The sequence below is a fragment of the Mesorhizobium oxytropidicola genome (assembly GCF_056174625.1).
Window position 1 is genome coordinate 317,441 of sequence record NZ_CM149692.1, and the last position, 26,221, is coordinate 343,661.

Consider the following 26,221-nt stretch of genomic DNA (forward strand, 5'->3'; position numbering starts at 1 on the left):
CTCTCCGTGGCCCCCGGCATTGGCTGATCAGTTGGTGGTCACGGCGTTGGCATCATCGGCCGTGCGCAGCTTGATGCCCTTCTCGGCGGCATAGGCCTCGGCGGACTTCTCGATGATCGGCCGCAGCAGCGCCCAGTCCGGCGCGATCCAGTCGGAGACGACGTTCCACTTCTTGCCGTCCCACTGCTGGAAGGTCACGTAGCCTTCGCCCTCGTGATTGTCCCAGCTGACATTGATCGAGTGGAACAGGTCCTTGGCGCCGAGCGCCTCGACCTTGGCCGGGTCGAGCTTGAGGTGTTCAAAGCCCCAGCGGACTTCGTCGCCGGTCAGTGTGCGGTGGCCAAACTTCTCCTGCGCGACGCGGATCGCCTCGACATTGAGGATGCCGTTGACGATGCCGAGATTGTGGTAGACCGAGCCGATGCGCGACTTGTCTTCGAGGTTGCCCTTACCGGCGCCGTAGACCGTCTTCACGATCTCCTGCACCACCGGATAGGAATTGCCGGAGGCCTGGGTGGTGATGGCGGTGTAGCCCTTGGCGGCGTCACCGGCCGGGATGACGTCCTCTTCGGAATTCGACCAGACATTGCCGACGATATGGTCGACTGGATAGCCGACCTTGACCGCCGTCTTCAGCGCCACCGGATTCATCACGCCCCAGCCGCGCAGGACGACGAAGTCCGGCTTGGCGCGGCGGATGGTCAGCCATTGCGACTGCTGCTCGTTGCCGGGATGCGGCACTTCGATCTGCTGCACCGTGAAGCCGTATTTCTGCGCCAGCAATTCATAGATCGGAATGGTCTCCTTGCCGTAGGGCGAGCCGTGATAGAGCACGACGATCTTCTTGCCCTTGAGCTTGTCGATGCCGCCTTCCTTGGCGGCGATGTAGTTCACGATGCCTGATGTCTCGCTGTAGGGATTGAGCAGCAGCGGGAAGACGTAAGGGAAAACACGTCCGTCGGTGGAGTCGGTGCGGCCGTGATTGACCGTGATCAGCGGCACCTTGTCGGCGGTGATGCGGTCGATCATGGCATAGGCGATGCCGACCGAAAGCGGGTTCCAGGCGGCAGCGCCGGCATGGCTCTTCTGCCGCTCGTAGCATTCGACGCCGCGCTCGACCTCATACTGGGTCTCGCATTCGTCCCAGGTCAGCTTGACGCCATTGACGCCGCCATCGCGGATGTTGATGAGGTTGAGATAGTCGATGAAGCCGCCGAAGAAGCCGGTGCCGCCGGCCGCATAGGGTCCGACGCGATAGCTCTGCAGCGGGAAATATTGTTCGTCGGCGTGGGCGGCGGGCAAGGCCACCGACACGATCATCGCCGCGGACAGCGCCGCCGCCTTGATTGTGCTGAGGAAGGTCATTGTCAGGATACTCCCGGTATGGGCCGTCTTGGTTCGGCCTCTGGTTCATTTTCAGATGCGAATGCGGGGCTCAGGTCGATTGCCAGGCGAACAGGAGCCGTCTTCGGACCCTGTCCCACAGGGCCGCCAGCCCGTCCGGTTCAAGGATCAGAAACAGGATGATGAGGGCGCCAAGCACGATCCGCTGGCTCATGTCGAGCACGCCCGAGTCAAAGACATCGCCGAGCAGGAAGCCGCCGAGACGGGACAAGCCAAGCGGAAAGACGACGATCAAGGCGGCGCCGAAGAACGCGCCACGGATCGAGGCGAGGCCGCCAATGATGATGATGAACAGGATCTGGAACGAGCGGTCGAGATCGAAGCCGGCCGGCTCCACGGTCCGCAGATAAGCGAAGGCCCAGATGACGCCGGCGACGCCGATGATGAAGGACGAGATGGCGAAGGCCAGAAGCTTGGTCTTCAGCACCGGTATGCCGATGATGCGGGCAGCGGTCTCATTGTCGCGGATAGCGATGAAATTGCGCCCGGTCTGCGACGACACCAGCCGATAGGCGAGGAAGGTGAGGATGCTGACGGTGGTCAGCGCGAACAGATAGCGGCCGACGGCGCCATCGAAAGCGAAGCCTGAAATCGACAGCTTCGGCGCGTCGATAACGCCGGACGCCGAGTCGTTGGAGAACCAGCTGAACTTGGTCAGCGCCCATTGCACGAAGAACTGCGCGGCAAGCGTCGAGACGGCGAGATAGAAGCCTTTCAGCCGCAGGCTGGGCAGGCCGAAGACGATGCCGATCGCGGCGGCGACGATGCCGGCCAGAAAGATGCTGCCGACCAGCGGCAGGCCCTCGATCCTCAGGTTGAAATTATAGGCGGCGAAGGCACCCGCCGCCATGAAGGCGGCGCTGCCCAGCGAAACCTGGCCGGCATAGCCGGTGAGGATGTTCAAGCCCACACCGGCAAGGCCGAGTGCCAGGAACGGCAGCAGTATGGCCTCGAACAGATAGCTCGAGCCGATCAGCGGCACGACACCATAGGCGAAGGCGAGCAACAGCACGGGTGCGATCCATTTCGACAGGACCGGCGCGGACGAAAAATCACTTGTAATCGCGGCCATGGCTCAGACCCTTTCCACAAGCTTCTGGCCGAACAGGCCGGAGGGACGGATCAAGAGGAAGACGAGGGCTACGACATAGGCGAACCAGCTCTCGATGCCGCCGCCGAAATAGTCGCCGATATAGACCTCGGCGAGCTTCTCGCTGGCGCCGATCAACAGCCCGCCAACAATGGCGCCAAGGATGGAATCAAAGCCGCCGAGCACCAGCACCGGCAGCGCCTTGAGCACCACCAGCGACAGCGAGAACTGCACGCCGAGGCGGGCGCCCCAGAGCAGCCCGGCGACCAGGGCGACCAGGCCGGCGGCGGCCCAGACGGTCGCCCAGATCAGCGGCAGCCGCAGACCGACAGCAAGGGCGGCGAACTGGTCGTCGGCGACGGCGCGGAAGGAGAGGCCGATGCGGGTGTAGCGGAAGAACAGCGACAGCAAGAGAACCATGCCGGCCGCAACCACCGCGGCGAAAATATCGAACTGGCTGATCAGCACGCCGCCGACTTCCAGCGGTACATCCTCGATACCGAGGTCGAGGCCGTGGACCTGCGTGCCCCAGATCAGCTGGGCGGCGCCCTCGATGATGTAGGACAGGCCGAGTGTTGCCATGAAGAGTGTGATCGGCGGCTTGTTGGTGAGCGGCCTCAGCACCGTGCGCTCGATGGCGATGCCGATCGCCACCATGACGGCGAAGGTGGCCACCAGCGCCAAGGAGAAGGGAACACCGCGCTCGACCAGACTGACGAAGGTGAGTGCCGCGAACAAGAGCAGCGCGCCTTGTGCGAAATTCAGCACGCCCGATGTCTTGTAGATCAGCACGAAGCCGATCGCGACCAGCGAGTACATGACGCCGGAGAGCAGGCCGCCGACGAGCACCTCGATGAAGAACTGGTAGTCGAAATCGGCGATCATATGCCTGCCCCGTCCTCATTGTCGGAGGCGACTCCGAGATAGGCATCGATGACGCGCTGATCGTTCCTGACTTCGTCAGGCGTGGCGTCGGCGATCTTGCGGCCGTAGTCGAGAACGGCGATGCGGTCGGAGAGGCCCATGACGACGCCGACATCGTGCTCGATCAGCACGACGGTGGTGGCGAAGCGGTCGCGCGCGGCGCGCACGAAACCCGCCATCTCGCTTTCTCGCTGGCGGTCATGCCGGCCATCGGCTCGTCGAGCAGAAGCAGGCGCGGTTGCGCGACCAAAGCGCGGGCCAGTTCGACGCGCTTCTGCAGCCCATAGGGCAGCGTGCCCGCGAGACGATCGCGAACGGCGGTAAGATCGAGGAATTCGAGGATCTGGTCGGCGCGGCTCAAGGAGTCGCGCCGCTCGCCACGCGAGCGGCCGATGCCGAGCACCTGGCCGGCGAAATTGGAACGGACCTTGTAGGCGAGGCCGGAGGCGACATTGTTGAGAACGCTGAGGCCCTTGAACAGAGCAAGGTTCTGGAACGTCCTGGCGACGCCGAGATGCGCCAGGCGCTGCGTCGGCACCTGGGCATAGCTGATGCCGTCGAGCAGGACATGGCCACGGTCCGGCCGGTAGACACCGCTGATGACGTTGATCAGCGAGCTCTTGCCGGCGCCGTTCGGGCCGATGATGGCGCGGATTTCGCCTGATAGAACCGACAGGTCGATATCGGCCAGTGCGACGACGCCACCGAACGACAGGCCGATGCCCTGAAGCGAGAGCAGCGGAGCAGCGGCTTCCGTGACAGCCCCCGTCGGCTCGGCGCTGCCTTCGGACGGCCGCGCGGGACGGACTGCCGACGGCAGGCCGCGCGCGAAGACTTCCGGCGCATAGACCGAGGCCTCCATCATTCCAAGGGCATAACTGGCCAACGGCATTCCAATCGTCCTCGATTGCTTCAGCAGGCGCAAAGCCTCGTTGACGCTCGATGGATCGAGCGCGCCTGGGAACCTTCATTGGTGTGCAGGCCGGACTGCCCAGCCTGCCTTTTAAAAAGGGCTATTCCGCTGCCAGTGATGCCGCCTGCTCGGCGTCCTCCAGCTCGCGCACGAGCGGGATGACGTGCTTGCCGAAATATTCGACCTCCTCCTGGAAGTGCAGGAAGCCGAGCAGGATGAGATCGGCGCCGGCGCGCTTGAGATCGACGATGCGCTCGGCGACCTGCCTTGGCGTGCCGATCAGGTTGGAGCGGAAGCCGTCATTGTACTGGACCAGATCGTCAAAGGAGGATTTCGCCCAATTGCCCTCGCCTTCCGGTGAGGCCTTGCCGGCATTCTTGACCTCGTGTCCGAAAGCGTTGACGGCTTCGGGATTGGCCTTGGCGATGATTTCGGCGAGCACCGCCTTGGCCTCGTCCTCGGTCTCGCGGACGATGGCGAAGGCGTTGACGCCGACCTTGACGGAATGGTTGTTGGCCTTCGCCTTGGCCCTGATGTCGTCGACCTGCTTGGCGATCTCGGCCGGCGTGTTGCCGTTGGTGAAGTACCAGTCCGAAACGCGCGATGCCATGTCGCGAGCGGCGCGCGACGAACCGCCCTGGAAGATTTCGGCAGCTGCGGCGGTTTCGGCTTCAAAGAGTACTCGTTGAAGCGGTAGAAATCGCCGCGGAAGGTGAAGCTGTCTTCCGTCCATATTCCACGCAACGCACGGATGAATTCCTCCGAGCGGCGGTAGCGCTCGTCATGGTCGAGCCAATGCTCGCCAATGGCATGGAACTCACCGCGGAACCAGCCGGAGACGAGGTTGATGGCGACACGGCCATTGGTCAGATAGCTGATGGTGGCGAGCTGCTTGGCCGCCAGCGCCGGATTCCAGGGACCGGGCAGGATCGCCGCGATGACCTTGAGCGTCGTGGTGGCCGCCAGCAGGTCGTGGCTGAAGGCCACCGATTCATGCTGTTCGTCGGCGCCGTAGCCGGCGGTGAAACGGATCTGGCTCAGCGCGTAGTCGAAGCCGGCTTTCTCGGCGATCTGCGCCAGCTTGCGGTTGTATTCAGCCGAATGGTTGGTGCGCTGCTCGATGTTGGAAATCACCAGGCCGCCCGAAACATTGGGCACCCAGTAGGCGAACTTGACCGCGTCGGTTCCTGCGTGTGTCATGAACTGTCTCCCATTCAGGCCGTGTCATTGATCGGTCCGGCGTGGCCGGATTTCGCCAACATTTATTATGTCTACTGATTATATATACAAAGTAGGATTTTCCGTTTTTGGCGCCCGCTTGGGACGGAAATACCAATTTTTCCCTGCCAGGCCGGCTTCGGCTTGTCAGCGCGCGGCTGCAACGTCCCCGGCATTGGCGCCAACCGCCTCGACTGACGGAAGCCTGTCGACCAGCCTTGCAATCTCTCCCGCGACCATTTGGGCGTGGCGGGCGACCTCCGGCAGGCCCATGAGTTCGCCAAAGGTGCCTCGCGCCAGCGGACCGGCGACGAAAAGCCCGGCGACCGACCTGTCGTCCCGACCGATGGCACGGCTATCAAGTGTGGTCGCGATGCCGAGCCCATAGGCGTCAACCTTGATCAGCCCGGCCTCGGCCAGGGAGCGCAGCGCCGGATTGAGCCGTAGCGCCTGACCATGAGCCGGCCCTGTCGTGTTGATGACGGCATCGAAGCGCACCGTCTCGATCCGCGTCTGGCCGCGCCGCTGAAAGCTGACCGCGAGGCTCTCGCCCTCATCGTTCGACGCGACAAGCCTGGCGGCGATGGTGTCGAAGGTGCCGGCGGCCTGGCGGCGGTCGAGCACGGAAGCAATTTGCGGGGCGATCCTGAAGCGATGGACATCCCAGAACACACGCAACTGGCCGACCAGCCTTGCCCGTTCCGGCGGAGCAAGGGCGGCCCACAGCACCGGCCCCTGCAGGCGCAGCTGGTCGAAGACGGACTGCCAGTTGACATTGGCCTCGCGCGCCGACACCAGCGTCGCGCGGATGCTCTTCAGCAAGCCAAGCGCCGATGTGGCCGGCGATGATGCGAAGTCCCCAAAGGGTTCGCCCCGGACATCGGGATGACCGCGCGAGCGCAGCCCGCGGCGCGACAGCGCCAGGATGCGGCCGCGATGGCCACGGCGATCAAGCTCGGCGACCATGTCGGCCGAAGTCAGCCCGGAGCCGACGATCAGCACCGAGGCTTCCGGACCGATCCCGGCAAGTGCCGACGCGGCGTAGGGATCGGCGATGAAGCCCGGCGCTTCGGCCAGCGAGGCAAGCGCTGTCGGGATTGCGGGCGCAGGATGTGTCGCGGCGAGGATGACGATGTCGGCGGCGACAGGTCCGGCGGAGGTCTGGACGGTCCAGCCGGCACCATCGCGTATTACCTGCGTGGCCTGACCTTCGACGTGGCGGACCGCGCCTGAAGCCAAATACGGCGCGAGGTGCTCGGTAACGTAGCGGCCGAACACACGCCGGCGGGATAGGCGTCGCCGCTCTTCCAGAGCGCATCCGCGTCGTGCTCAAGTTCGCCACTGCTAGCCAACCAGCGCGCAAAATGCTGCTGGTCGTCGGGAGCCATGCTCATTCTGACAGCCGGAACATTGACCCGGTGCGATGGCTCTTCGCTGGAATAGGCCAGGCCGCCGCCGAGCGCCGGGCGTGGCTCGATCACCGAGATCGACGAGCGCTCCGGCGCCCGCGCCAGATGCCAGGCCACAGCCGCGCCGGAAAAGCCGCCGCCGATGATGGCGACGCGGAAGCGGCGGGCCGGAGGCAGCGCGTTCACGAGGCGCTGGCGAGCGACTTCGGCCGGTGGTCGCCGGCGATGGTCTCGCCGAACGGGCCGGTGTTGACCGACGAGCCGGCGGCTTTGACCGGATGATCTGTCGGCAGCTTCGGCAGTACGAGTTCGCCGAAACGATAGGCTTCCTCCAGATGCGGGTAGCCGGACAGGATGAAGGTGTCGATGCCGAGGCGCCGGTATTCGTCGATCCGCTCGGCAATGGTGTCGGGGTCGCCAACCAAGGCCGTCCCCGCGCCGCCGCGCACCAGGCCGACACCGGCCCAAAGATTGGGCGCGATCTCGAGTTTGGCGCGGTCGCCGCCATGCAGCGCGCTCATGCGCGCCTGACCAACCGAATCCATGCGGGCAAAGACTTTCTGGGCCGATGCGATGGTCGCGTCGTCGAGCCGGCTGATCAGCCTGTCGGCGGCGGCCCAGGCCTCCTCGGTGGTTTCCCGTGCGATGACATGCAGGCGAATGCCGAAGGAGAGTTTGCGGCCGGCCTTTTCGGCCAGTTCGCGCACGGTATCGAGCTTGCGCTCGACATCGGCGGGCGGTTCGCCCCAGGTCAGATATTTGTCGATCTCCTGCGCCGCCACTGTCGACCCGGCATCGGACGAGCCGCCGAAATAGAGCGGCGGATAGGGCGTCTGCACCGGCGGGAACAGCAGCCTGCCGTCCTCGATGTGGAAATGCTTGCCCTCGTGCTCGACCGTCTCGCCGCTCAGCACGCGCTTGTAGATTCGCAGGAATTCCTGCGTCACCTCGTAGCGCTCGGCATGCGAGAGGAAAATGCCGTCGCCCTTGTTCTCCAGCGGATCGCCGCCGGTGACGACATTAATGAGCAGGCGCCCGTTGGAGATGCGGTCGAGCGTGGCGGTCATGCGCGCGGCGAGCGTCGGCGACTGCAGGCCAGGCCGCACGGCGACCAGGAAGCGCAGCCGCTCGGTCTGCGGCACCAGCGCCGAGGCAATCACCCAGGAATCCTCGCACGACCGGCCGGTCGGCAGCAGCACGCCATAATAACCCAGCGTGTCGGCCGCCTTCGCCACTTGCGTCAGATAGGGCAGATCGACCGATCTGCCGCCCTCGGCGGTGCCGAGATAACGGCTGTCGCCATGCGTCGGCAGAAACCACAGAACCTTGATGAGGTCGGGAACGTCCTTGGTCACGGCCGGCCTCCCGCAATGCCGCGGCGGCGGCCTGACAGGGTTGAAAGCGGGGGCAGAGGGGCGGGCATGGCGGAGTCCTGTCCGGGAAAACCAGATCGCTCGCACACTTTGCTTATTCTATAAACTCTGTAGAGTTAGTTTATTCCAATTCCTCCGGTGAAATTGGAAATTCTCTCCGCAGGATCGCCGCAGCGGTCCCCCACAGTCACGTCGGGAGATTCCGAGGGCCCGGGTCGCAACGCGGCCAGATCAAGTGCGCTTCCACCTCGTTGAGCCGGTCTATCGAACATCAGGCATTCCAATATAATCTGATCATTCTGGTGAACGAAGACGTGGATTTGCCATGGACCTGGATCCTTCGACGCTCAATCGGGCGTTTCCGCTGCGCGATCAGATCTATCACAAGATCCGCAATCTGATTGTCATCGGCCAGATGAAGCCGGGGGAAGTCATCAACGAGGTGGCCATCGCCGAAGCCCTCGGCGTCTCGCGCACACCGGTGCGCGAAGCGGTCAAGCGCATCAGTGACGAGGGCCTCGTCACCATCCTGGCGCAGACCGGCACCTATGTCGCGCCGATCAACCGCGTCGACCTGGAAGAAGCCTATGTCATCCGCCGCGCCCTGGAGATGGAGAGCGCCAGGCGCGCGGCCGTCAAATTCACGCCATCGGCCGGCGAACTTCTGGAGGACAATATGGCGGCGCACCGGCTTGCCATATCGCGCGGCAGATATGCCACCGCGATCCAGCTCGACGACGTCTTTCACCGCACCATCGCCGAAATCTGCGGCCTGCCGAAAATCTGGCGCGCCGTCGACATCTCCAAGGCGCAGATGGATCGGGGCCGCTACCTCGTCATCCCGAAGCCCGGCTATGGCGAACAGACGATCGAACAGCACGGCGCCATTCTCGACGCACTGAAGCGCCACGACGCCGAAGGCGCCGCGCAGGCGATGGAGCACCACATCGAAACGTCGTTCCGCAACACGCTCGAAGTCGCCGCCGAGCTGCTCGGCTGAAGCCGGCCGCACTGGATCCGATCAGACATGCAAAGGCGGATTGATGGCGCGTGTCCGCCTCGGCACGATCTCGAGCTCGCCATCGGGCACGGCGGCCGCGATGCCGACAATGTGCCGGTCCGTCAGACGCAGGCTGCGGAACGCCCAACGCGAGGCATCGTCATCGATCTCGTCGCCGAAATGGGCAATGGGCGGAGAAACCTCCAGGTCCAGTTCAAGCTTCTTCACCGGCAAGGAGAGGCCAATGCCGCGCGCTTTCACATAGGCTTCCTTGAGCGTCCACAGCGTGAAGAAGAAATCCTGTCTCGCCTGCCCGCTCATGGTCTCGAAGCGCGCGCGTTCCCGGGGTGAAAGGACCGCCGGGGCCAGTTCGGCGAGACCGACATCGCGGTCGCGCGGCTCGGCGTCGACGCCGAACTCCGCGAAAGTGGCAATCGCGCAAGCCACCAGGCCATGCGTGTGGGACAGGCTGAAGTGGAGGCCACTGACGCCCAGCCTATCGTCGATGAAGGGGCGGCCGTGCCGGTTGGCGTCAAAGCGCCAGTGTTCCGGGGCGATAGCGCGGTAGCGCGACAGGGTGGTCCTGACCAGGCCGCGAACCGCGAGATGCTGAAGCCGGGCAGGCTCGGACTTGAAGGCGTCATGCCGATCACGCTCAGGCCTACTCAGGAGCCGCAGGCAGGCGGCCTGATCGTCCACGCCGAAGTCGTCGAGCGGGCACGTACCAGAGATCGACCCGGCCGCATCGTGGATCGCTTTCTTTCATGGCCGAAGCCGGCGTGGCGCGGGTGACGACATCACGATTGTTCCAGGCAAATCCGCAGCACTGCGTTCGATCGCGGCCCGATGACGATCCAGGAGCGGAGGACTGCGATGCGCGTCTTCATGTGTCCGGGACAGGGTATCTTGTCGCGACCCACCACCCTGATCGTCCAGGAGGGCGGTTACCCCTCGCCGAGGCCTGGGCTGTCACTGGCGGCGTTTCTTCGAGGATTTGGCGCAGGGCAGGCCCGCTGACGCTTGTCGTTGGCAGACCCGAAGAGACTGTTTGGTGGAGCCAATCGGAATCGAACCGACGACCTCTTGAATGCCATTCAAGCGCTCTCCCAACTGAGCTATGGCCCCACTCCCGGCAGTCAGCCGGCGCCGTTTCCGGCGAAGAGATCAGCGCGGGTTGGAACACCGCGCCGTTAGTGCAGGCGGCTTCTAACCCCGCCTTTCCAAGATATCAAGCCTTGAATATCGGCTTTTTGTTCACAGGCCGAGAAAGCCTGCAAACGTTGGCGTCCCGGGTCGATCAGACCTCGTCGTCGTCGTCGCCGACGCCGATCATGTCGGCAACGTCGTCGTCTTCTTCTTCTTCGTCGGCAAGGAAGGTGTCATCCTCTTCGTCGCCGAGATCAACGTCCTCGTCATCGCCGAGATCCGGCAGGTCGTCACCCTTGACGTCCTCGTCGGCCTCTTCGAGCGAGACGACTTCAACGCCCTCTTCGTCCTCGGCGTCCACTTCCTTCTCGGCCACTTCCTCTTCCTCCTCGAGGGCGGCGATCTTGCCTTCCTCGAAATAGGAACGCGGATAGGTCTTGCCGGTGTAGGGCGAGACGATCGGGTCCTTGTTCAGGTCGTAGAATTTTCGACCCGTCTCGGGGTCGATACGCTTTGTGCCAAGTTCGGTTTTTGCCACGGCAAGCCTCGTGAATAAAAGAGTGGTCCCCTTAACCACTGTTTGCGGCGCTGTCAAAGCCAAAAGCCGGCGTCACAAAACCAAGTCCTGAAAGGCCTCGCGCCAAGTGACGACCATGGGGATGACCATTTCGCCCCGGCGTGATACGAGACCGCCGCAACAAATGAAAAGCGCCGGCCCGCCGGCATTCCGTCCAGGGAAATTCCATGTCTCACGCCGCCGCTGCCAAGCCGGCCACCGCCCGTAAATCTCAAGCCCTTTCCGGCACCGCCCGCGTGCCGGGCGACAAGTCGATCTCGCATCGTTCCTTCATGTTCGGCGGCCTCGCCTCCGGCGAAACCCGTATCACCGGCCTGCTCGAAGGCGAGGACGTGATGCGCACGGGCGCAGCCATGAAGGCGATGGGCGCGCATATCGAAAAGCGCGGCGCCGAATGGGTGATCCGCGGCACCGGCAACGGTGCGCTCTTGCAGCCGGAAGGGCCGCTCGACTTCGGCAATGCCGGCACTGGCTCGCGGCTGACCATGGGCCTTGTCGGTACTTATGACATGGAGACGACCTTCATCGGCGACGCTTCGCTGTCGGGCCGGCCGATGGGCCGTGTGCTCGAGCCGCTGCGCCAGATGGGCGTACAGGTGCTGAAGGCGACGCCCGGCGACCGCATGCCGATCACACTGCATGGCCCCGAGCATGCCGCCCCGATCACCTACCGCGTGCCGATGGCCTCGGCGCAGGTGAAGTCGGCGGTGCTGCTCGCCGGCCTCAACACGCCGGGCATCACCACGGTCATCGAACCGGTGATGACGCGCGACCACACCGAAAAGATGCTCAAGGGTTTTGGCGCCAACCTGTCGGTCGAGACCGACGAACGCGGTGTGCGCCACATCTTCATCGAAGGCCAGGGCAAGCTGACCGGCCAGACGATCGCGGTACCGGGCGACCCATCCTCGGCCGGCTTCCCGCTGGTCGCGGCACTGATCGTGCCGGGTTCGGACATTGTCATCGAGAACGTCCTGATGAATCCTACCCGCACCGGGCTGCTTCTGACGCTGCAGGAGATGGGCGGCAAGATCGACATTTTGAACCCGCGCAATGCCGGCGGCGAGGATGTCGCCGACCTGCGCGTGCGTTATTCAGAGCTCAAGGGCGTCACCGTGCCGCCCGAACGGGCGCCGTCGATGATCGACGAGTATCCGGTGCTGGCTGTCGCCGCGAGCTTCGCCGAAGGCGAGACGCTGATGCAAGGCCTGGAAGAATTGCGGGTGAAGGAATCCGACCGGCTGTCGGCTGTCGCCAACGGGCTGAAGCTCAATGGCGTCGACTGCACCGAGGGCGAGGCGTCGCTCACCGTGCGCGGCAAACCCGGCGGCAAGGGGCTGGGTAGGCATCCCAACGGCCTGGATACCACCGTGCAGACGCATCTCGACCACCGCATCGCCATGAGTTTTCTCGTCATGGGATTAGCGACGGAAAAGCCGGTGACCATCGACGACCAGGCGATGATCGCGACGAGTTTTCCGGAGTTCATGGGATTGATGAAGGGGCTGGGCGCGGAGATCGAGTGAGATACGTTTACGTCCATTGGAAACATGACATACCGGAGGAGCCGTCCCACCTCTGGTATGAAGTCGCAGACGACAGTTTCCAGAACCGGACCATAGAATTCTATACCGATGGATCCGTTGGTTTCGCCATTCGCGGCAACGCCATCGATGGATCGGAGGATATCGAAGTCGGGGGAACAAGAAATTCTACCGAGGGCTTCCCTGATCTCGAAGAGATAATCGCAGACAGCCAGTTCGAGGCTTCCGAGGTCACAGCGGCGGATTTCGAACATCAATGGAGCAAAGCGCTTGAAGCGAGACCCCACATGAGCTCGCATATCACCATCGCCATCGACGGACCCGCCGGCGCAGGCAAAGGCACGCTCGCCCGGCGTCTCGCCGACCACTACCGGCTGAACCTGCTCGACACCGGCCTCACCTATCGTGCGGTGGCCTACGCGCTGATCCAGCACGCGCTGCCGCTCGACAATGTCTCGGCGGCCGAAACCGCCGCCCGCCAGGTCGATCTGGCCAAGCTCGACCGAGGAGTCTTGTCGGCGCATGCCGTTGGCGAGGCTGCCTCGAAGGTCGCGGTTTATCCGACCGTGCGGCGCATCCTGGTCGAAAAGCAGCGCGCATTTGCCAGGACGCCGCCGGGCGCGGTGCTGGACGGGCGCGACATCGGCACTGTCGTCTGCCCTGATGCCGACATCAAACTCTATGTGACGGCGAGCGCGGAGGTGCGCGCCAGGCGCCGGCTGGCCGAGATCGAAAGCATCGGCGGCACCGCCAATTTCACCGAAATCCTCGCCGACATCGTGCGCCGCGACGAGCGCGACATGGGCCGCGCCGACTCACCCTTGAAGCCGGCCGCCGACGCGCACTTGCTTGATACCAGCGAAATGGCTATAGAAGCCGCGTTTCTCGCAGCCATGGCGATCATCGACGAGGTCATGGCCAAGAGAAACAAGGCCTGATCCGGGTTTTCTCCCGCATTTCCGTTGCCGGAAACGAAGAAAATACCCATATCGGGCACGAACCAGCCTGCCAGCATTCTTCATGCGCCGGAATTGCCGCTTTAAAGCGGCCCAGGGCTTTTAAAGCCCGGAACGCCGGCAGGCCAACGCAACGCTAACCCACGGCGCCCGTCCCGCTCAGAGATGCGGGGCACTCCAGGAGAAAATATGTCAGCTGCAAATCCCACTCGCGATGATTTCGCGAGCCTGCTCGAAGAATCTTTTACCGCCGGCCATTCCGGCGAAGGCCAGGTCGTCAAGGGCATCATCACCGCCATTGAAAAAGACATGGCCATCATCGACGTCGGCCTCAAGGTCGAAGGCCGCGTGCCGCTGAAGGAATTCGGCGTCAAGGGCAAGGACACCACCCTCAAGGTCGGTGACACCGTCGAAGTCTATGTCGAGCGCATCGAGAACGCGCTTGGCGAAGCGATGCTTTCCCGCGAAAAGGCCCGCCGCGAAGAGAGCTGGGTCCGTCTCGAAGAGAAGTTCACCAAGGGTGAGCGCGTCGAAGGCGTCATCTTCAACCAGGTCAAGGGCGGCTTCACCGTCGACCTCGACGGCGCCGTGGCCTTCCTGCCGCGCAGCCAGGTCGATATCCGCCCGATCCGCGACGTCTCCCCGCTGATGCACAACCCGCAGCCCTTCGAGATCCTCAAGATGGATCGCCGCCGCGGCAACATCGTGGTGTCGCGCCGCACCGTGCTCGAAGAGAGCCGCGCCGAACAGCGTTCGGAAATCGTGCAGAACCTCGAAGAAGGCCAGGTTGTCGAAGGCGTCGTCAAGAACATCACCGATTACGGTGCGTTCGTCGACCTCGGCGGCATCGACGGCCTGCTGCATGTCACCGACATGGCATGGCGCCGCGTCAACCATCCGACCGAAATCCTCAACATCGGTCAGACGGTCAAGGTGCAGATCATCCGCATCAACCAGGAAACCCACCGCATCTCGCTCGGCATGAAGCAGCTCGAGAGCGATCCGTGGTCGGAGATCGGCACCAAGTTCCCGATCGGCAAGAAGATCAAGGGCACCGTCACCAACATCACCGACTACGGCGCGTTCGTCGAGCTGGAGCCGGGCATCGAAGGCCTCATCCACGTTTCGGAAATGTCGTGGACCAAGAAGAACGTGCATCCCGGCAAGATCCTGTCGACGACGCAGGAAGTCGACGTTGTCGTGCTCGAGGTCGATCCGGCCAAGCGCCGCATTTCGCTCGGTCTCAAGCAGACGCTGGAAAACCCGTGGGAAGCGTTCGCGCGCAGCCATCCGGTCGGCAGCCAGGTCGAGGGCGAGGTCAAGAACAAGACCGAGTTCGGCCTGTTCATCGGCCTCGAAGGCGACGTGGACGGCATGGTGCACCTCTCCGACCTCGACTGGACCCGTCCGGGCGAGCAGGTCATCGAAGAGTACAATCGCGGCGACATGGTCAAGGCGCAGGTGCTCGACGTCGACATCGAGAAGGAGCGCATCTCGCTCGGTATCAAGCAGCTGGCCCGCGACACGGTCGGCGAAGCAGCGACTTCGGGCGAACTGCGCAAGAACGCCGTCGTCACCTGCGAAGTCATCGGCGTCAAGGATGGCGGTCTGGAAGTGCGGCTGGTCGACAGCGGCATCGAGACCTTCATCAAGCGCTCCGATCTGAGCCGTGACCGCGACGAGCAGCGCCCCGAGCGCTTCACCGTCGGCCAGAAGGTCGATGCCCGCGTCATCGCCTTCGACAAGAAGACCCGCAAGCTGCAGGTCTCGATCAAGGCGCTGGAAATCGCCGAAGAGAAGGAAGCGGTCGCCCAGTACGGCTCGACCGACTCCGGCGCTTCGCTGGGCGATATCCTGGGTGCCGCGCTGAAGAAGCAGGGCAACTAAGTCCTTCGCAACGCGAAACCCTTCGCGTCATCTCGAAAACAAAACCCCGCCGGAGCGATCCGGCGGGGTTTTTCTTTGGAAGCCAGGTCGACTTCTGGCGAAAGCCAGGTCGACGGACGCTGAGCTATGCCCGGCCGTAGAGCGGCACCAGCGTTCCGCTCATCGCCTGGTTGGCGGGCGAGGCGAGATAGGCGATGGCCTCGGCCGCCGCTTCGAGGCTGACCCATTTGGTGAAATCGGCATCCGGCATGTCGGCGCGGTTTGCCGGCGTGTCGAGCGTCGACGGCGCCACGGCATTGACCAGGATGCCCTTGGCCTTGAGCTCTTCGGCCATCGCCACCGTCATGGCCGCGACCGCCGCCTTGCTGGCCGTGTAGGCGACCATGCCGGCACCGCGCCTGGGATCAAGACCCGCGCGTGCGGTGACGTTGACGATGCGGCCTGATGTGCCCGATGTCAGCATCGAACGGATTGCGGCGCGGCTGCACAGGAAGGTGGTGCGGGCGTTGGTGTCCATCATCTCGGCAAAGGACGCCGATTCGATCTTTTCCACCGGCGCCATGGCGAAACCGCCGGCCAGATGGATCGATCCCCACAAGGCAGGAACCTGGGCATAGAAACTTTCAACCTTGGCGGAGTCCGACAGGTCGACATTGTGCGCCAGCTTGACATTCTCGTGCGCGGCGAAAGGAAAATGCTGGGGTGCCGCGGCGTGCGCGTTCGGCACATGGCAGATCGCGCCCTGTTCCAGCAGCCGGCCAACCACTGCACCGCCGAGCGCGCCGGTTCCACCGGTCACAACGATATGCCTGCCTTGAAGTGTTTCCGTCATCCTGGACCGCTCCTGTCGTGTTTTTATGATTTTGTCGCTTGTTGTGCCCCGCCGACGCGAAGCGTCGCGCCTTTCCGGCGATCACTCAACTGATATCTCGACATGGCAGCTGTCGCGTCTTTGCATGCGTCAGAACGCATATGCCGTCAGCCATGTGGCTGTCGCGGCACAGCCGAGCCGGCAAAGCGTCCGATGCAGGTTGGACAATCAACGCTGGCCTGCAGGCTTCAATCGACCGTGATTTCGATGACGCAGGGCAATCCCGTTGCCCGGGCGCGCTTCAGCGCCTGTGGCAAGGCGCCGATCTCGGCCAGCCGTTCGGCTGATATGCCATAGGCTTCGGCCAGCTTGCAGAAATCCGGCGGCGCCGGCGAGACCCCGACAGGTTCGACGCCGACATCGAGCATCGAGGTTTCGATCTCGCGATAGCCCCTGTTGTTCCAGACCACGAAGATGACCGGCGCGTCGGAATCAAGTGCGACACCCAGTTCCGGCAATGTGAACTGGAAGCCGCCGTCGCCGGTCAGGCAGACGACCGGCACGTCGGGCATGGCAAGGGCGGCGCCGATTGCCGCCGGCGGGCCGTAACCAAGCGCGCCGAAGCCGGTGGCGGCGTTGAACCAGCCGGCCGGTCGATCGTGGTCATAGTAGAGGTTCGCGGCGTAGATCGGCTGTGTCGAGTCGCCGACGATGATGGCGCCCGGCAAAGCATCGCGGATCGTTTCCACGGCATGCACCTGCGCCACATAGGCCGGGCTGAGCTCGGCGAATGCCGCCTTCCGTGCCGCGGCGGCACGTGCCTCACCGTCCGGCGCGGCGGCATGGGCGGGGCCGATCGCCGCCAGCAAGGCTTCGATTGCCTCGGCGCAGTCGGCCTGGATGCCAACCGTCACCGGGCGGCGCGCGAGCTGATCGGCGCCGATGTCGATGCGAATCAGGTTGGAAGGCAGCACAAAGCCACCGTCGCCATAGCCGTCATAGTCGGTCGGGCCGAATTCGGTACCGGCGGCAATCACCAGATCGGCCTCGGCCATCAGGGCACGAACCGCCTTCAGGCTTGGGCTTGCCGGTACGCAGAGCGGGTGGCGGTGTAGCAGACCGCGCGCATTGGTGGTCTCGACGACCGGCGCGCCGAGGGCCTCGGCCAGCCGCCGCAGCGCCGCCTCGGCCCGCTTGGCGCCGCCGCCGGCCAGGATCAGCGGATGGCGGGCAGTGGCGATGAGTTTGGCTGCACTTGCTATTGCCGCACCGTTCGGCGCCGGCGGGGCCGAATTGCTCAGCAGCGCCGCGATATCGTCAGCCGGTATGACCATGACATCGGTCGGGATCTCGATGTGCACCGGGCCGGGCCGCGAGGATGAAAACAGCGCGAAGGCCTGCGCCAGCGCGCCCGGCAATTCGTTGGCCTGGGTGACGCGTAGCGACAGCAGCGCCACCTTCTCCATCATGCCCCGCTGGTCCGGCAGCTCGTGCAGGAAGCCCAGCCCCTTGCCCAGCGTCGGCATGGCGTTGACGCCGGATATGACCAGCATCGGCACCGAATCGGCGCGCGCCTGACCCATGGCGGTGATGGTATTGGTCAGCCCCGGTCCGGTGATGACGAAGGCGACGCCCGGTCTGCCGCTGGCACGGGCATAACCGTCGGCCATGAAGCCGGCGCCCTGTTCGTGGCGCGGCGTGACATGGCGGATTTTCGAGCGCGCCAGGCCTCGGTAGAGCTCGACCGTGTGGACGCCTGGAATGCCGAAGACGGTGTCGACGCCATGCGCTTCGAGCAGCGTGATGAGGGCTTCGCCGAGTGTTGTCATTGGTTCTCCTCCCTTAGAGCCGATCACTGTTCGGAACAGTGATCGGCTCGGTCCCTTTGTTTTCAACGCAATTCCGGACGGAAAACCGCATGTCACTTTTCCTGGAATTGCTTTAGCGGCGCGAGGCCTAGTTCGGCCTCGACAGTCTTGATGCCAATCGCCGCCAATTCGCCGGGCGAGAACATCTCGCCGGCCAGGCAGCCTTCAATCCAGAGTCCGTCGATGATCGCATTGATCGCGATGGCATGGTGGCGCAATTGGCTTGCGTCCGGCGTGCGCCGTTCGGCGGCAAGCACCTCGGTCACAACCGCTTCCACCTCATTGCGAAAGCCAAGGTAGCCTTCGCGGTGGGCGCGAGCCAGGCTCGGATCCGCACCGGCACGGCCGATGAAGGTTGCCCAGAGTGAAAACACCCGCGCGTCGATGATCGGCACGTTGAGGTTGGCGGTGACGAAAGCCGCAAGGCGCTGGCGCGGTGAGGCATCTTCCATGACCAACGCCGCTTTCGCCTGCTCGGTCATGCGGTCCATGAGCGCCGCATAGGCTTCCTGCAGCAGTTCTTCCTTGCCGGGGAAATAGTGCCGGATCAGCCCGGCGGTGACGCCGGCACGCAATGCGATGGTGCGCAAGGTGGCGCCCTGCAGGCCATGTTCCGCCACGCTGTCCAGAGTGGCCTCGATCAGATCCTGCCGCCGCCGCTCTTCGCCCTCGCGGCGGAACCTGCGGCGGGTTGGCGCATTCATTGGCGCAGGATCGGCCGCGTCAGGCATGTCGGCCCACCCTCGCAGGCGATGCAGAGCGCATCCGCCTCGAAGATTTCGACCGTGCAGCCGGCGGCTTCCATCGCGGCCTTGGTTTTTGGAAAGCCCGCAACGGCAATGACCTTGTGTGGGCTGGTCGGCAGCACATTCAGGCTGAGGCCGTTGGAAGCCGCGAACTCGTCGGCGTCGCCTTCGACCAGCCGGATGTTGCGCGCTTTCAGCATCTGATAGAACGGGGCCGGCAAAAGCGGCGAATAGACCAAAGCGAGGTCGTCGGCCAGCGGGCTGATCACCGACATCAGATGCAGGCATGCCTCTTCGCCCTGCCATAGCGGCAGGTCAAAGCCGTAGACGGAAACGCCCAGCGGCGTCAGCAGGCTGGAGACCTGCTGGATGCCTTCCTGGTTGGAGCGGACACCGCGCCCGATCACCAGCGTGCGGGCGTCCAGCCAGACACAATCACCGCCTTCGACCTGGCCAGGCGCCTCGACGCGACCGAGGATCGGAATGCCCAGCCTTGTGTAGGTTTCCTCATGCAGCGAGGGCTCGCTGGCGCGCAAAGGCTTGCCCATGGACAGAATCAGCGCGCCGCGGTCGGTCATCAGCGACGGGTCGTGCGTGAACACCGAATCCGAAAGGCCATCGGCCTTGTCCTCGATCCATTCGATTTCGGCACCGGAAGCCGCCACCAGTTCAGCAAGGAGCGCATGCTGCGATGCTGCTTTCGCCGGATTGAATCCTGGGCCATAGTGCCAGGCAGCTTTGTCGGCGTTGCGCATGGCGTTGGCCGCCGACCGCATCAGCACGCGTCGCAGCGGCGCCGCCATGGACTGTGATCCGAAAGCGCTCATCGGAGCCCTTTTTAGCTGAAAAAAATCGAGAAAATTTCATGAGAGGCTATTTATACACTTGCACAACAAGCTCGCAAGTGCCGTAATGAGTGGGATTGACGGGCTCGCGCCGTTGGGTCCATGCTGAAGTCTGGAGCGGGGCAGTACAGCGTATATGTTGATTAGCCGAATGGACGTTCGACGAACTGCCGCCGACCATACAGAGGTCACCCGGTGAGCGCGGTGGAAGCTGCCGCGGTCCAATCAGGCAAGGCGCAGGACGGCGCTGCCGAAGCCATCCATGTCGAAAACCTGCACAAGAAATTCGGCCAGTTGCATGTGCTGAAGGGCGTGTCGCTGTCGGCGCGCGATGGCGAGGTGATCGCCATCATCGGCGGCTCGGGCTCGGGCAAATCGACGCTGCTGCGCTGCATCAACTGCCTGGAAAACCCGACCAGCGGCATCATTCGCGTCAACGGCGAAGAGATCAAACTGAAGGCCGATAGTCACGGCCACACCATTCCCGCCGACCGCAGGCAGATCGAGCGCATCCGCTCCAAGCTCGGCATGGTGTTCCAGAACTTCAACCTGTGGAGCCACATGACGCTGATCGAAAACGTCATCGAGGTTCCCGTGCATGTGCTCGGCGTCAAGCGCGACGAGGCGATCGCCCAGGCCGAAAAGCTGCTTGTGCGCGTCGGGCTTGCCGAAAAACGCGACGTCTATCCCGCCTATCTGTCGGGCGGCCAGCAGCAGCGCGCCGCGATCGCCCGCGCGCTTGCCATCAATCCGCGCGTCATGCTGTTCGACGAGCCGACCTCGGCGCTCGACCCGGAACTGGTCGGCGAGGTGCTGAAGGTGATCGGCGATCTGGCGCGCGAAGGCCGCACCATGGTGCTGGTCACCCACGAGATGAAGTTTGCCCGCGAGGTCGCGACCCACGTCGTCTATCTCTACAACGGGCTGGTCGAGGAAGAAGGCCCGCCGGAGCAGATCTTCGGCGCACCGAAATCCGAAAGGCTGAAACAGTTCATCCGCAACATCGGCTAGGGACAGGCCGGGACGGAAGAAAACCGGGAACGAACAACAAACTGGGAGTTTGAAATGAAGACTGTGCTGAAGACATTCGCCGCGGCGCTGCTGCTCGGCGTCGCCGCCATGGGCGTGGCCAAGGCCGATCCGGTCAAGATCGGCGTCGCCGCCGAGCCGTATCCGCCCTTCACCTCGCCGGACGCTTCCGGCAAATGGGTCGGCTGGGAGATCGAGTTCATCGACGCCGTGTGCGCCGAGGAGAAACTCGACTGTGTCATCACGCCCGTTGCCTGGGACGGCATCATCCCGGCGCTGACCACCAAGAAAATCGACCTCATCGTCTCGTCGATGTCGATCACCGACGAACGCAAGAAGACGATCGACTTCTCCGACAAGTACTACAACACGCCGACGGCGATCATCGGACCGAAGGATCAAAAGTTCGGCGCCTCGCCTGACGACCTCAAGGGCAAGGTACTCGGCGTCCAGGTGTCGACCGTGCACGCCGTCTACGCCAAGAAGCACTTCGGCGCCACGGCGTCCGAGATCAAGGAATACCAGACGCAGGACGAGGCCAACCAGGATCTCGCCGCCGGCCGTCTCGACGCGGTGCAGGCCGATTCCATCGCGCTCGGCGAATTCCTCAAGTCGGACCAGGGCAAGGCCTGCTGCGACCTGAAGGGCATGGTGGCTCCGGATCTCGAGGTGCTCGGACCGGGCGTCGGCGCTGGCGTGCGCAAGGAAGACACCGAGCTGAAGGGAAAGATCAACGCCGGCATCAAGGCGATCCGCGCCAACGGCAAATATGACGAAATCTCGAAGAAGTACTTCGATTTCGACATCTACGGTGCCGACGCGCAGTCGAACTGACGACCCTCGCATCAGCCGGAGGCACGACGTCAGGTCGTGCTCTCCGGCTTCCCACGCATGCTTGCCGCCGGCCACTGGCGTCGGCGGATAGAGCCAGCAATCCGGGGGCAAAGCTGATCGACGCATTCCTTCCGGCCTCGGCGGCCGGCATCATCGAACTCCTCTCGCCCGCGCCCGTCGGCTGGGGCGGCACACTCATGCTCGGGCTGCTGCATTCGCTGGAGATTGCCGTTGGCGCCACGATCGTCGGCCTGCTCATCGGGATCTGCGGTGCCTATGGCAAGCTTTACGGCGGACCGGTCGTGCGCGACCTGCTCGCGGTCTACACCACCGTGGTGCGCGCCGTGCCGGAACTGGTGCTGATCCTGCTGCTCTATTATGCCGGCACCGACCTGATAAACCAGGTGCTGACCGCGATCGGTTACCAGCGTGTCGATATTAGCGGGCTGGTGGCCGGCATAGCCGTGCTCGGCTTCTGTCAGGGCGCCTATTCGACGGAGGTCATGCGCGGCGCGATCCTGGCCATCCCGCAGGGCCAGATCGAAGCCGCCCGCGCCTTCGGCATGTCTCCCGGCCTTCTCCTGCGGCGCATCACGCTGCCGGCGATGCTGCCCTTTGCCATTCCAGGTCTTGCCAATCTGTGGCTGATCGCGACCAAGGACACCGCGCTGCTGGCCGTCGTCGGCTTCTTCGAGCTGACGCTTGCGACGAGGCAGGCGGCAGGCGTTACCAAGGCCTATCTGATATTCTATCTCGCCGCCGGCGTGCTCTATCTCGCGGTTACGTTGTTTTCGAACTTCCTGCTTGGCCGCGCCGAGAAATGGGCGCGGCGCGGCATGCCTTCGATCAAGGAGGCACGCTGATGGCGGGCGAAGCAGCCATCATCAACACGGCGGCGCGCGCCTCGCTCTGGCTGCAGCCGCATCGCATCGTCCTCATCCTGATCGCGCTCGGGCTGGTGCTGTCGGCCGCCTTTTTCATGCGCTGGGACTGGCTGCCGCAATATTGGGAAATGGGCCTGATGGGCATCTGGCGCGCCCTGTGGATCCTGGCCGTCACCTGCGCGCTCGGCTTCCTGATCGCCGTGCCGGTCGGGCTGGCGCAGGCCGCCGGTTCAATCTGGGTTGCGGCACCGGCGAAAGTCTTCTGTACCATCATCCGCGGTACGCCGCTGCTGTTGCAATTATGGCTGCTCTATTACGGGCTGGGCTCGCTGTTTCCGCAATATCCATGGATCCGCGACTCCTGGATGTGGCCCTATCTCAGACAGGCCTGGCCGTATGGCGTTCTGGCTCTGACCCTGTCCTTCGCCGGTTACGAGGGCGAAGTGATGCGCGGCGCCTTTGCCGGCGTGCCCAAGGGACAGCTGGAGGCCGCCCGCGCCTTCGGCATGAGCCGCTGGAAGATCTTCCGGCGCATCTGGCTGCCGCAGGCCTTCTACCGGGCGCTGCCGACGCTGACCGGCGAGACCGTGTTGCAGTTGAAGTCGACGCCGCTGGTGGCGACGATCAGCGTGATCGACATCTTCGCCGTCGCCGGCAAGGTGCGGCAGGACACCTACCTCACCTACGAGCCCTTGCTGCTGCTGGCGTTGATCTATATGGCGATCACCGGCATTCTGGTCCTGGCCCTCAGCCGGATCGAGGCGCGGATTCCGGTCAAGGTCGGCTAGGAAGACGTGGTGAATAGCGAGTAGTGAGTAGCGAATAGGGGCGCCTCGCTATTCCCCTACTCGCTACTCCCTATTCGCTACTCACTTAGGAACCTATTGCGATGCAACTCAGTCTCGACCAGGCAACAGGATTGTGCCGGATGGCGGCACTCGGCGCCGGCGCCAATGAGGAGGCGGCGCAATCGCTCACCGCCTCGATCATCGCCGCGGAGGCGGAAGGGCTTTCGACCGTCGGCCTGTCACATTTCATCGATTATCTCGAAGCGCTGGAAGCCGGGCGCATCGACGGCAATGCCGATCCGGTGATCACCAGGCCGGCGCTGGCGATCTATCTCTCCGACGCACGCGGCGGACTGGCGCATACCGGCTTCGACCGGACGATCGACGATCTTGCCAAGGCGGCAAAACTGTTCGGCGTCGCCATCTTCTCGCAGAAGAACGCCTATACGTGCGGCGCGCTCGGCTATTTCACCGGCAGGCTGGCCGCACAAGGGCTGGTGTCGTTCGCCGCGACCAACGGCCCGGCGGTGCTTGCCGGCTCGGGCTCGGTCAAGCCGGTCTATTGCACCAACCCGATGTCGTTTGCCGCGCCTGCCGCCGACGGCGCGCCGCTGGTCATCGACCAGTCGTCGAGCGCCACCGCCTTCGTCAACATCCGCAAGGCGGCCGAGGACGGCAAGAAAATCCCCGAAGGCTGGGCGCTGGACGCCAGCGGCAACCCGACCACCGACCCGGCCGCCGCCATGAAGGGCGCCATGCTTGCCTTTGGCGGCCAGCGCGGCGCCAACATCGCGCTGATGGTCGAAGTGCTGGCGGCGGGCATTTCCGGGGCCAACTGGTCGCTCGATGCGCCCTGGTTCAGCGGCGGGCCGGACAGCCCCGGGACCGGCCTGTTCGTGCTGGCCATCGAGCCCAAGCTGCTCGACCCGGATTTCGAGCAGCGGATGAAGGACCAGCTCGACCGCTTGCGCCGCCGCTATGGCGTGCATGTGCCGGGCCGTGCCCGGGCGGAAGCCGCCGAGAAGGCGCAGGCGCGCGGCATCAACGCGCCCAAGGCGGTGGTGCAGCGCATTTCCGAATTCGCCGAGCGCTATTCGGCCTGAATAGATTTTTTCCGCGCCTCGGTGAACCTTCCCGCGCGCCACGACGACGAATAGCTGTCCGGGTTGGGTTTGCCCGGTCGGTGTCTTCTGTCGGATGCGTCCAGGGCTGGGGCGGGCGTCTCACGCCACGCTGATACCGTCTCAGGTCAGGCCGCCTCGTTGGACCCTGGTTTCGACATGAACCGCACCCGGAAAACCCCGTTTCGGCGGGGTTTTCTGCGTTTCGTCCTGCACACATAAACATGATCGTGAAAGTTAACTTTTGTTAACTTGACTTGACGGGAGCCATCGGGCGTTTGCGAGGAGATATTCAACCAGACAGGAGTACGATGTCCGTAACCACCGACGCTTCCCGCGGCAGACTGATCATTCCGGCGCTCGGCCGCCTGTATTCGTCGCTGCATGACGCCGGCGAAACCGTGCTGCGCGTCGTCGCCGGCGCGTTCCTCACCATCCATGGCTCGCAGAAGATCACCAATCCCTTCGGCGCCGCCGAGATGGTCGAAGGCCTCGGCTTCTATCCCGGCGCCTTCTGGTCGTTGCTTTTGGCCTGCACCGAGTTTTTCGGCGGCATTTTCATCGCCATCGGGTTTTTGACGCGCCCGGCCGCTTTTGCCGGCCTGTTTGTGTTGCTGGTGACCGTCTGGTTCCATTGGGTCACTATGGGCCAGGGTTTTTCGGGCGCCGAAAAAGTCGCTTTTGTGGGCCGCGATCCTGCTCTTCTTCGTCATTCGCGGCGGCAACAGTCACTCGGTCGACGCCCGCATCGGCAAGGCGTTCTAACAAGCTTTGAAGAGGGGTGACGCGACGACGCGTCACCCTTTGCCTTTGGCGCAAAACCGACTATGAAACGGCTTCAGCCAAGCCATCTGGAACGTGCGCCGGAGCCAGCCATGACCGAAATCCTGCAGACCCCAAAGCTCGTCGTCGTCTTTGGCGGTTCTGGCTTTGTCGGCCGCCATGTCGTGCGCGCGCTGGCCAAGCGTGGCTACCGCATCCGGGTCGCCTGCCGGCGGCCCGACCTTGCCGGCCATTTGCAACCGCTCGGCAATGTCGGCCAGATCCAGCCGGTGCAGGCCAATGTGCGGGTGCGCTGGTCGGTCGACCGCGCCGTGCAAGGTGCCGACCATGTCGTCAATCTCGTCGCCATCCTGCATGAGACCGGCCGGCAGAAATTCAACACCGTGCACGACTTCGGCGCCCGCGCCGTGGCCGAGGCAGCGCGCTCGGTTGGCGCCGGGCTCACCCATATTTCAGCACTTGGCGCTGATCTGGGCTCCGAATCGGATTACGCGCGCACCAAGGCGCTTGGCGAGAAGGCCGTTCTGGAGACGATCGCCGATGCCGTGATCTTTCGGCCGTCGATCAATTTCGGACCAGAAGACAGCTTCTTCAACCGCTTCGCCAACATGGCGCGCTATTCGCCAGCGCTGCCGCTGATCGGTGGCGGCCAGACCAAGTTCCAGCCGGTCTATGTCGGCGACGTCGCCGAAGCGGTGGCGCGCTCGGTCGACGGCAAGATCGGTGGCGGCCAGATCTACGAGCTCGGCGGCCCCAATGTGCTCACCTTCAAGGAGTGCATGGAAGAGCTGCTCGCCGTGATCGAGCGCAAGCGCCTCTTGGTGCCGGTGCCGTGGTGGGTGGCCAACATCCAGGCCTCGATCCTCGGCCTGTTGCCCAATCCGTTGCTGACCAAGGACCAGGTGATGCAGCTGCGCGAGCACAACATCGTTTCGGAAGCCGCCGCTAAGGCCAACCGAACACTCGCCGGGCTCGGCATTCAGCCGCAATCGATCGCGACGATCCTGCCGAGCTACCTCTGGCGCTTCCGCGCCGCCGGCCAGTTCCAGCAGCGCAAGCCCGCGGCATAAT

At 64.0% G+C, this 26,221-nt stretch carries 22 protein-coding genes, 1 tRNA gene and 4 pseudogenes; 12 read left to right on the forward strand and 15 right to left on the reverse strand.

The window, feature by feature from the left end; all coding sequences use genetic code 11:
* Positions 1-27 precede the first annotated feature (27 nt).
* The 8 genes and pseudogenes from AC0V8S_RS01495 to ssuD form a co-directional block, all read right to left on the reverse strand.
* Positions 28-1,365 (reverse strand): ABC transporter substrate-binding protein, encoded by a 1,338-nt coding sequence (locus AC0V8S_RS01495; protein ID WP_475436596.1) that lies wholly within the window; start codon positions 1,363-1,365, stop codon positions 28-30.
* A 70-nt stretch (positions 1,366-1,435) separates the two neighbouring features.
* Positions 1,436-2,476 carry a branched-chain amino acid ABC transporter permease gene (locus tag AC0V8S_RS01500; RefSeq protein WP_475436598.1) on the reverse strand — a complete coding sequence of 347 codons (1,041 nt, stop codon included), beginning with the start codon at positions 2,474-2,476 and terminating at the stop codon, positions 1,436-1,438.
* Positions 2,477-2,479: 3 nt separating this feature from the next.
* Positions 2,480-3,379 (reverse strand): branched-chain amino acid ABC transporter permease, encoded by a 900-nt coding sequence (locus tag AC0V8S_RS01505; protein WP_475436600.1) that lies wholly within the window; start codon positions 3,377-3,379, stop codon positions 2,480-2,482.
* Positions 3,376-4,310: pseudogene (locus AC0V8S_RS01510) on the reverse strand (ABC transporter ATP-binding protein). The gene AC0V8S_RS01505 and the pseudogene AC0V8S_RS01510 overlap by 4 nt, the downstream one beginning before the upstream one ends.
* A gap of 121 nt (positions 4,311-4,431) precedes the next feature.
* Positions 4,432-5,531 (reverse strand): annotated as a pseudogene (gene sfnG, locus AC0V8S_RS01515) (dimethylsulfone monooxygenase SfnG).
* 165 nt (positions 5,532-5,696) lie between these two features.
* Positions 5,697-6,788, reverse strand: coding sequence for an FAD/NAD(P)-binding protein (locus tag AC0V8S_RS01520; protein WP_475436602.1), 1,092 nt, complete (start codon positions 6,786-6,788; stop codon positions 5,697-5,699).
* Positions 6,740-7,144 (reverse strand): FAD-dependent oxidoreductase, encoded by a 405-nt coding sequence (locus tag AC0V8S_RS01525; protein ID WP_475436604.1) that lies wholly within the window; start codon positions 7,142-7,144, stop codon positions 6,740-6,742. Before AC0V8S_RS01525 ends, AC0V8S_RS01520 begins: the two co-directional genes overlap by 49 nt.
* Positions 7,141-8,313, reverse strand: a complete 1,173-nt coding sequence (ssuD, locus tag AC0V8S_RS01530; protein ID WP_475436606.1) for an FMNH2-dependent alkanesulfonate monooxygenase — start codon at positions 8,311-8,313, stop codon at positions 7,141-7,143. The genes AC0V8S_RS01525 and ssuD overlap by 4 nt, the downstream gene beginning before the upstream one ends.
* 343 nt (positions 8,314-8,656) lie before the next feature.
* Between ssuD and AC0V8S_RS01535 the strand changes: the two genes are divergently transcribed.
* Complete coding sequence (locus tag AC0V8S_RS01535; RefSeq protein ID WP_183455611.1) at positions 8,657-9,331, forward strand: GntR family transcriptional regulator; 675 nt, start codon at positions 8,657-8,659, stop codon at positions 9,329-9,331.
* 21 nt (positions 9,332-9,352) lie between these two features.
* On the opposite strand, the gene AC0V8S_RS01540 is transcribed toward AC0V8S_RS01535, so the two are convergent.
* The 3 genes from AC0V8S_RS01540 to AC0V8S_RS01550 all read right to left on the reverse strand — a co-directional run bounded on the left by AC0V8S_RS01540 (position 9,353) and on the right by AC0V8S_RS01550 (position 11,015).
* On the reverse strand, positions 9,353-10,030 hold the full coding sequence (locus AC0V8S_RS01540; RefSeq protein ID WP_183455609.1) for a 4'-phosphopantetheinyl transferase superfamily protein: 678 nt from the start codon (positions 10,028-10,030) through the stop codon (positions 9,353-9,355).
* Positions 10,031-10,380: 350 nt separating this feature from the next.
* Positions 10,381-10,456 (reverse strand) — tRNA-Ala (locus tag AC0V8S_RS01545).
* Positions 10,457-10,628: 172 nt separating this feature from the next.
* Entirely contained in the window at positions 10,629-11,015 is a 387-nt protein-coding gene (locus tag AC0V8S_RS01550) for a TIGR02300 family protein (protein ID WP_095200844.1), read from the reverse strand.
* 206 nt (positions 11,016-11,221) lie between these two features.
* On the opposite strand from AC0V8S_RS01550, the gene aroA reads away from it, so the two are divergent.
* From aroA to rpsA, 4 genes and pseudogenes are all read left to right on the forward strand, one after another.
* Positions 11,222-12,580, forward strand: a complete 1,359-nt coding sequence (aroA, locus tag AC0V8S_RS01555) for a 3-phosphoshikimate 1-carboxyvinyltransferase (protein WP_475436607.1) — start codon at positions 11,222-11,224, stop codon at positions 12,578-12,580.
* Positions 12,577-12,810 (forward strand): annotated as a pseudogene (locus AC0V8S_RS01560) (DUF6881 domain-containing protein); the annotation flags it as partial. The gene aroA and the pseudogene AC0V8S_RS01560, both read left to right, overlap by 4 nt.
* Before the next feature lie 75 nt (positions 12,811-12,885).
* Positions 12,886-13,536 carry a (d)CMP kinase gene (gene cmk / locus AC0V8S_RS01565; protein ID WP_475438557.1) on the forward strand — a complete coding sequence of 217 codons (651 nt, stop codon included), beginning with the start codon at positions 12,886-12,888 and terminating at the stop codon, positions 13,534-13,536.
* Positions 13,537-13,743: 207 nt separating this feature from the next.
* Positions 13,744-15,441, forward strand: a complete 1,698-nt coding sequence (gene rpsA, locus AC0V8S_RS01570; protein WP_096452929.1) for a 30S ribosomal protein S1 — start codon at positions 13,744-13,746, stop codon at positions 15,439-15,441.
* Between the two features lie 124 nt (positions 15,442-15,565).
* Here rpsA and AC0V8S_RS01575 read toward each other — a convergent pair whose 3' ends face one another.
* From AC0V8S_RS01575 to AC0V8S_RS01590, 4 genes are all read right to left on the reverse strand, one after another.
* Positions 15,566-16,273, reverse strand: a complete 708-nt coding sequence (locus tag AC0V8S_RS01575) for an SDR family NAD(P)-dependent oxidoreductase (protein ID WP_475436608.1) — start codon at positions 16,271-16,273, stop codon at positions 15,566-15,568.
* A gap of 227 nt (positions 16,274-16,500) precedes the next feature.
* On the reverse strand, positions 16,501-18,081 hold the full coding sequence (locus AC0V8S_RS01580; RefSeq protein ID WP_183464943.1) for a 5-guanidino-2-oxopentanoate decarboxylase: 1,581 nt from the start codon (positions 18,079-18,081) through the stop codon (positions 16,501-16,503).
* A 92-nt stretch (positions 18,082-18,173) separates the two neighbouring features.
* Positions 18,174-18,824 (reverse strand): TetR family transcriptional regulator C-terminal domain-containing protein, encoded by a 651-nt coding sequence (locus AC0V8S_RS01585; protein ID WP_244661947.1) that lies wholly within the window; start codon positions 18,822-18,824, stop codon positions 18,174-18,176.
* On the reverse strand, positions 18,821-19,693 hold the full coding sequence (locus AC0V8S_RS01590) for a dimethylarginine dimethylaminohydrolase family protein (protein ID WP_475436609.1): 873 nt from the start codon (positions 19,691-19,693) through the stop codon (positions 18,821-18,823). The genes AC0V8S_RS01585 and AC0V8S_RS01590 overlap by 4 nt, the downstream gene beginning before the upstream one ends.
* 213 nt (positions 19,694-19,906) lie before the next feature.
* Between AC0V8S_RS01590 and AC0V8S_RS01595 the strand changes: the two genes are divergently transcribed.
* The 7 genes and pseudogenes from AC0V8S_RS01595 (at position 19,907) to AC0V8S_RS01625 (ending at position 26,220) form a co-directional block, all read left to right on the forward strand.
* Positions 19,907-20,722: an ABC transporter ATP-binding protein gene (locus AC0V8S_RS01595; RefSeq protein WP_475436610.1), complete on the forward strand. Its 816-nt coding sequence runs from the start codon at positions 19,907-19,909 to the stop codon at positions 20,720-20,722.
* A 54-nt stretch (positions 20,723-20,776) separates the two neighbouring features.
* Positions 20,777-21,574: a transporter substrate-binding domain-containing protein gene (locus AC0V8S_RS01600; protein WP_475436611.1), complete on the forward strand. Its 798-nt coding sequence runs from the start codon at positions 20,777-20,779 to the stop codon at positions 21,572-21,574.
* A 197-nt stretch (positions 21,575-21,771) separates the two neighbouring features.
* Positions 21,772-22,437 carry an ABC transporter permease gene (locus AC0V8S_RS01605; protein ID WP_096452923.1) on the forward strand — a complete coding sequence of 222 codons (666 nt, stop codon included), beginning with the start codon at positions 21,772-21,774 and terminating at the stop codon, positions 22,435-22,437.
* Positions 22,437-23,246 carry an ABC transporter permease gene (locus AC0V8S_RS01610; protein ID WP_096458389.1) on the forward strand — a complete coding sequence of 270 codons (810 nt, stop codon included), beginning with the start codon at positions 22,437-22,439 and terminating at the stop codon, positions 23,244-23,246. The genes AC0V8S_RS01605 and AC0V8S_RS01610 overlap by 1 nt, the downstream gene beginning before the upstream one ends.
* 101 nt (positions 23,247-23,347) lie before the next feature.
* A complete protein-coding gene (locus tag AC0V8S_RS01615) occupies positions 23,348-24,349 on the forward strand; it encodes an Ldh family oxidoreductase (RefSeq protein ID WP_475436612.1) in 1,002 nt (333 codons plus the stop codon).
* A 329-nt stretch (positions 24,350-24,678) separates the two neighbouring features.
* A pseudogene (locus tag AC0V8S_RS01620) lies at positions 24,679-25,132 on the forward strand (DoxX family protein).
* A 110-nt stretch (positions 25,133-25,242) separates the two neighbouring features.
* Positions 25,243-26,220 (forward strand): complex I NDUFA9 subunit family protein, encoded by a 978-nt coding sequence (locus AC0V8S_RS01625; protein WP_475436613.1) that lies wholly within the window; start codon positions 25,243-25,245, stop codon positions 26,218-26,220.
* The last annotated feature ends 1 nt before the right edge of the window (position 26,221 follow it).

Excerpts from the sequence above, each read along its gene's own strand:
- AC0V8S_RS01495 (WP_475436596.1), bottom strand. The coding sequence starts at position 1,365 with ATGACCTTCCTCAGCACAATCAAGGCGGCGGCGCTGTCCGCGGCGATG.
- AC0V8S_RS01500 (WP_475436598.1), bottom strand. The coding sequence starts at position 2,476 with ATGGCCGCGATTACAAGTGATTTTTCGTCCGCGCCGGTCCTGTCGAAA.
- AC0V8S_RS01505 (WP_475436600.1), bottom strand. The coding sequence starts at position 3,379 with ATGATCGCCGATTTCGACTACCAGTTCTTCATCGAGGTGCTCGTCGGC.
- AC0V8S_RS01535 (WP_183455611.1), top strand. The coding sequence starts at position 8,657 with ATGGACCTGGATCCTTCGACGCTCAATCGGGCGTTTCCGCTGCGCGAT.
- aroA (WP_475436607.1), top strand. The coding sequence starts at position 11,222 with ATGTCTCACGCCGCCGCTGCCAAGCCGGCCACCGCCCGTAAATCTCAA.
- cmk (WP_475438557.1), top strand. The coding sequence starts at position 12,886 with ATGAGCTCGCATATCACCATCGCCATCGACGGACCCGCCGGCGCAGGC.
- rpsA (WP_096452929.1), top strand. The coding sequence starts at position 13,744 with ATGTCAGCTGCAAATCCCACTCGCGATGATTTCGCGAGCCTGCTCGAA.
- AC0V8S_RS01575 (WP_475436608.1), bottom strand. The coding sequence starts at position 16,273 with ATGACGGAAACACTTCAAGGCAGGCATATCGTTGTGACCGGTGGAACC.
- AC0V8S_RS01580 (WP_183464943.1), bottom strand. The coding sequence starts at position 18,081 with ATGACAACACTCGGCGAAGCCCTCATCACGCTGCTCGAAGCGCATGGC.
- AC0V8S_RS01585 (WP_244661947.1), bottom strand. The coding sequence starts at position 18,824 with ATGAATGCGCCAACCCGCCGCAGGTTCCGCCGCGAGGGCGAAGAGCGG.
- AC0V8S_RS01590 (WP_475436609.1), bottom strand. The coding sequence starts at position 19,693 with ATGAGCGCTTTCGGATCACAGTCCATGGCGGCGCCGCTGCGACGCGTG.
- AC0V8S_RS01600 (WP_475436611.1), top strand. The coding sequence starts at position 20,777 with ATGAAGACTGTGCTGAAGACATTCGCCGCGGCGCTGCTGCTCGGCGTC.
- AC0V8S_RS01605 (WP_096452923.1), top strand. The coding sequence starts at position 21,772 with ATGCTCGGGCTGCTGCATTCGCTGGAGATTGCCGTTGGCGCCACGATC.
- AC0V8S_RS01610 (WP_096458389.1), top strand. The coding sequence starts at position 22,437 with ATGGCGGGCGAAGCAGCCATCATCAACACGGCGGCGCGCGCCTCGCTC.
- AC0V8S_RS01615 (WP_475436612.1), top strand. The coding sequence starts at position 23,348 with ATGCAACTCAGTCTCGACCAGGCAACAGGATTGTGCCGGATGGCGGCA.
- AC0V8S_RS01625 (WP_475436613.1), top strand. The coding sequence starts at position 25,243 with ATGACCGAAATCCTGCAGACCCCAAAGCTCGTCGTCGTCTTTGGCGGT.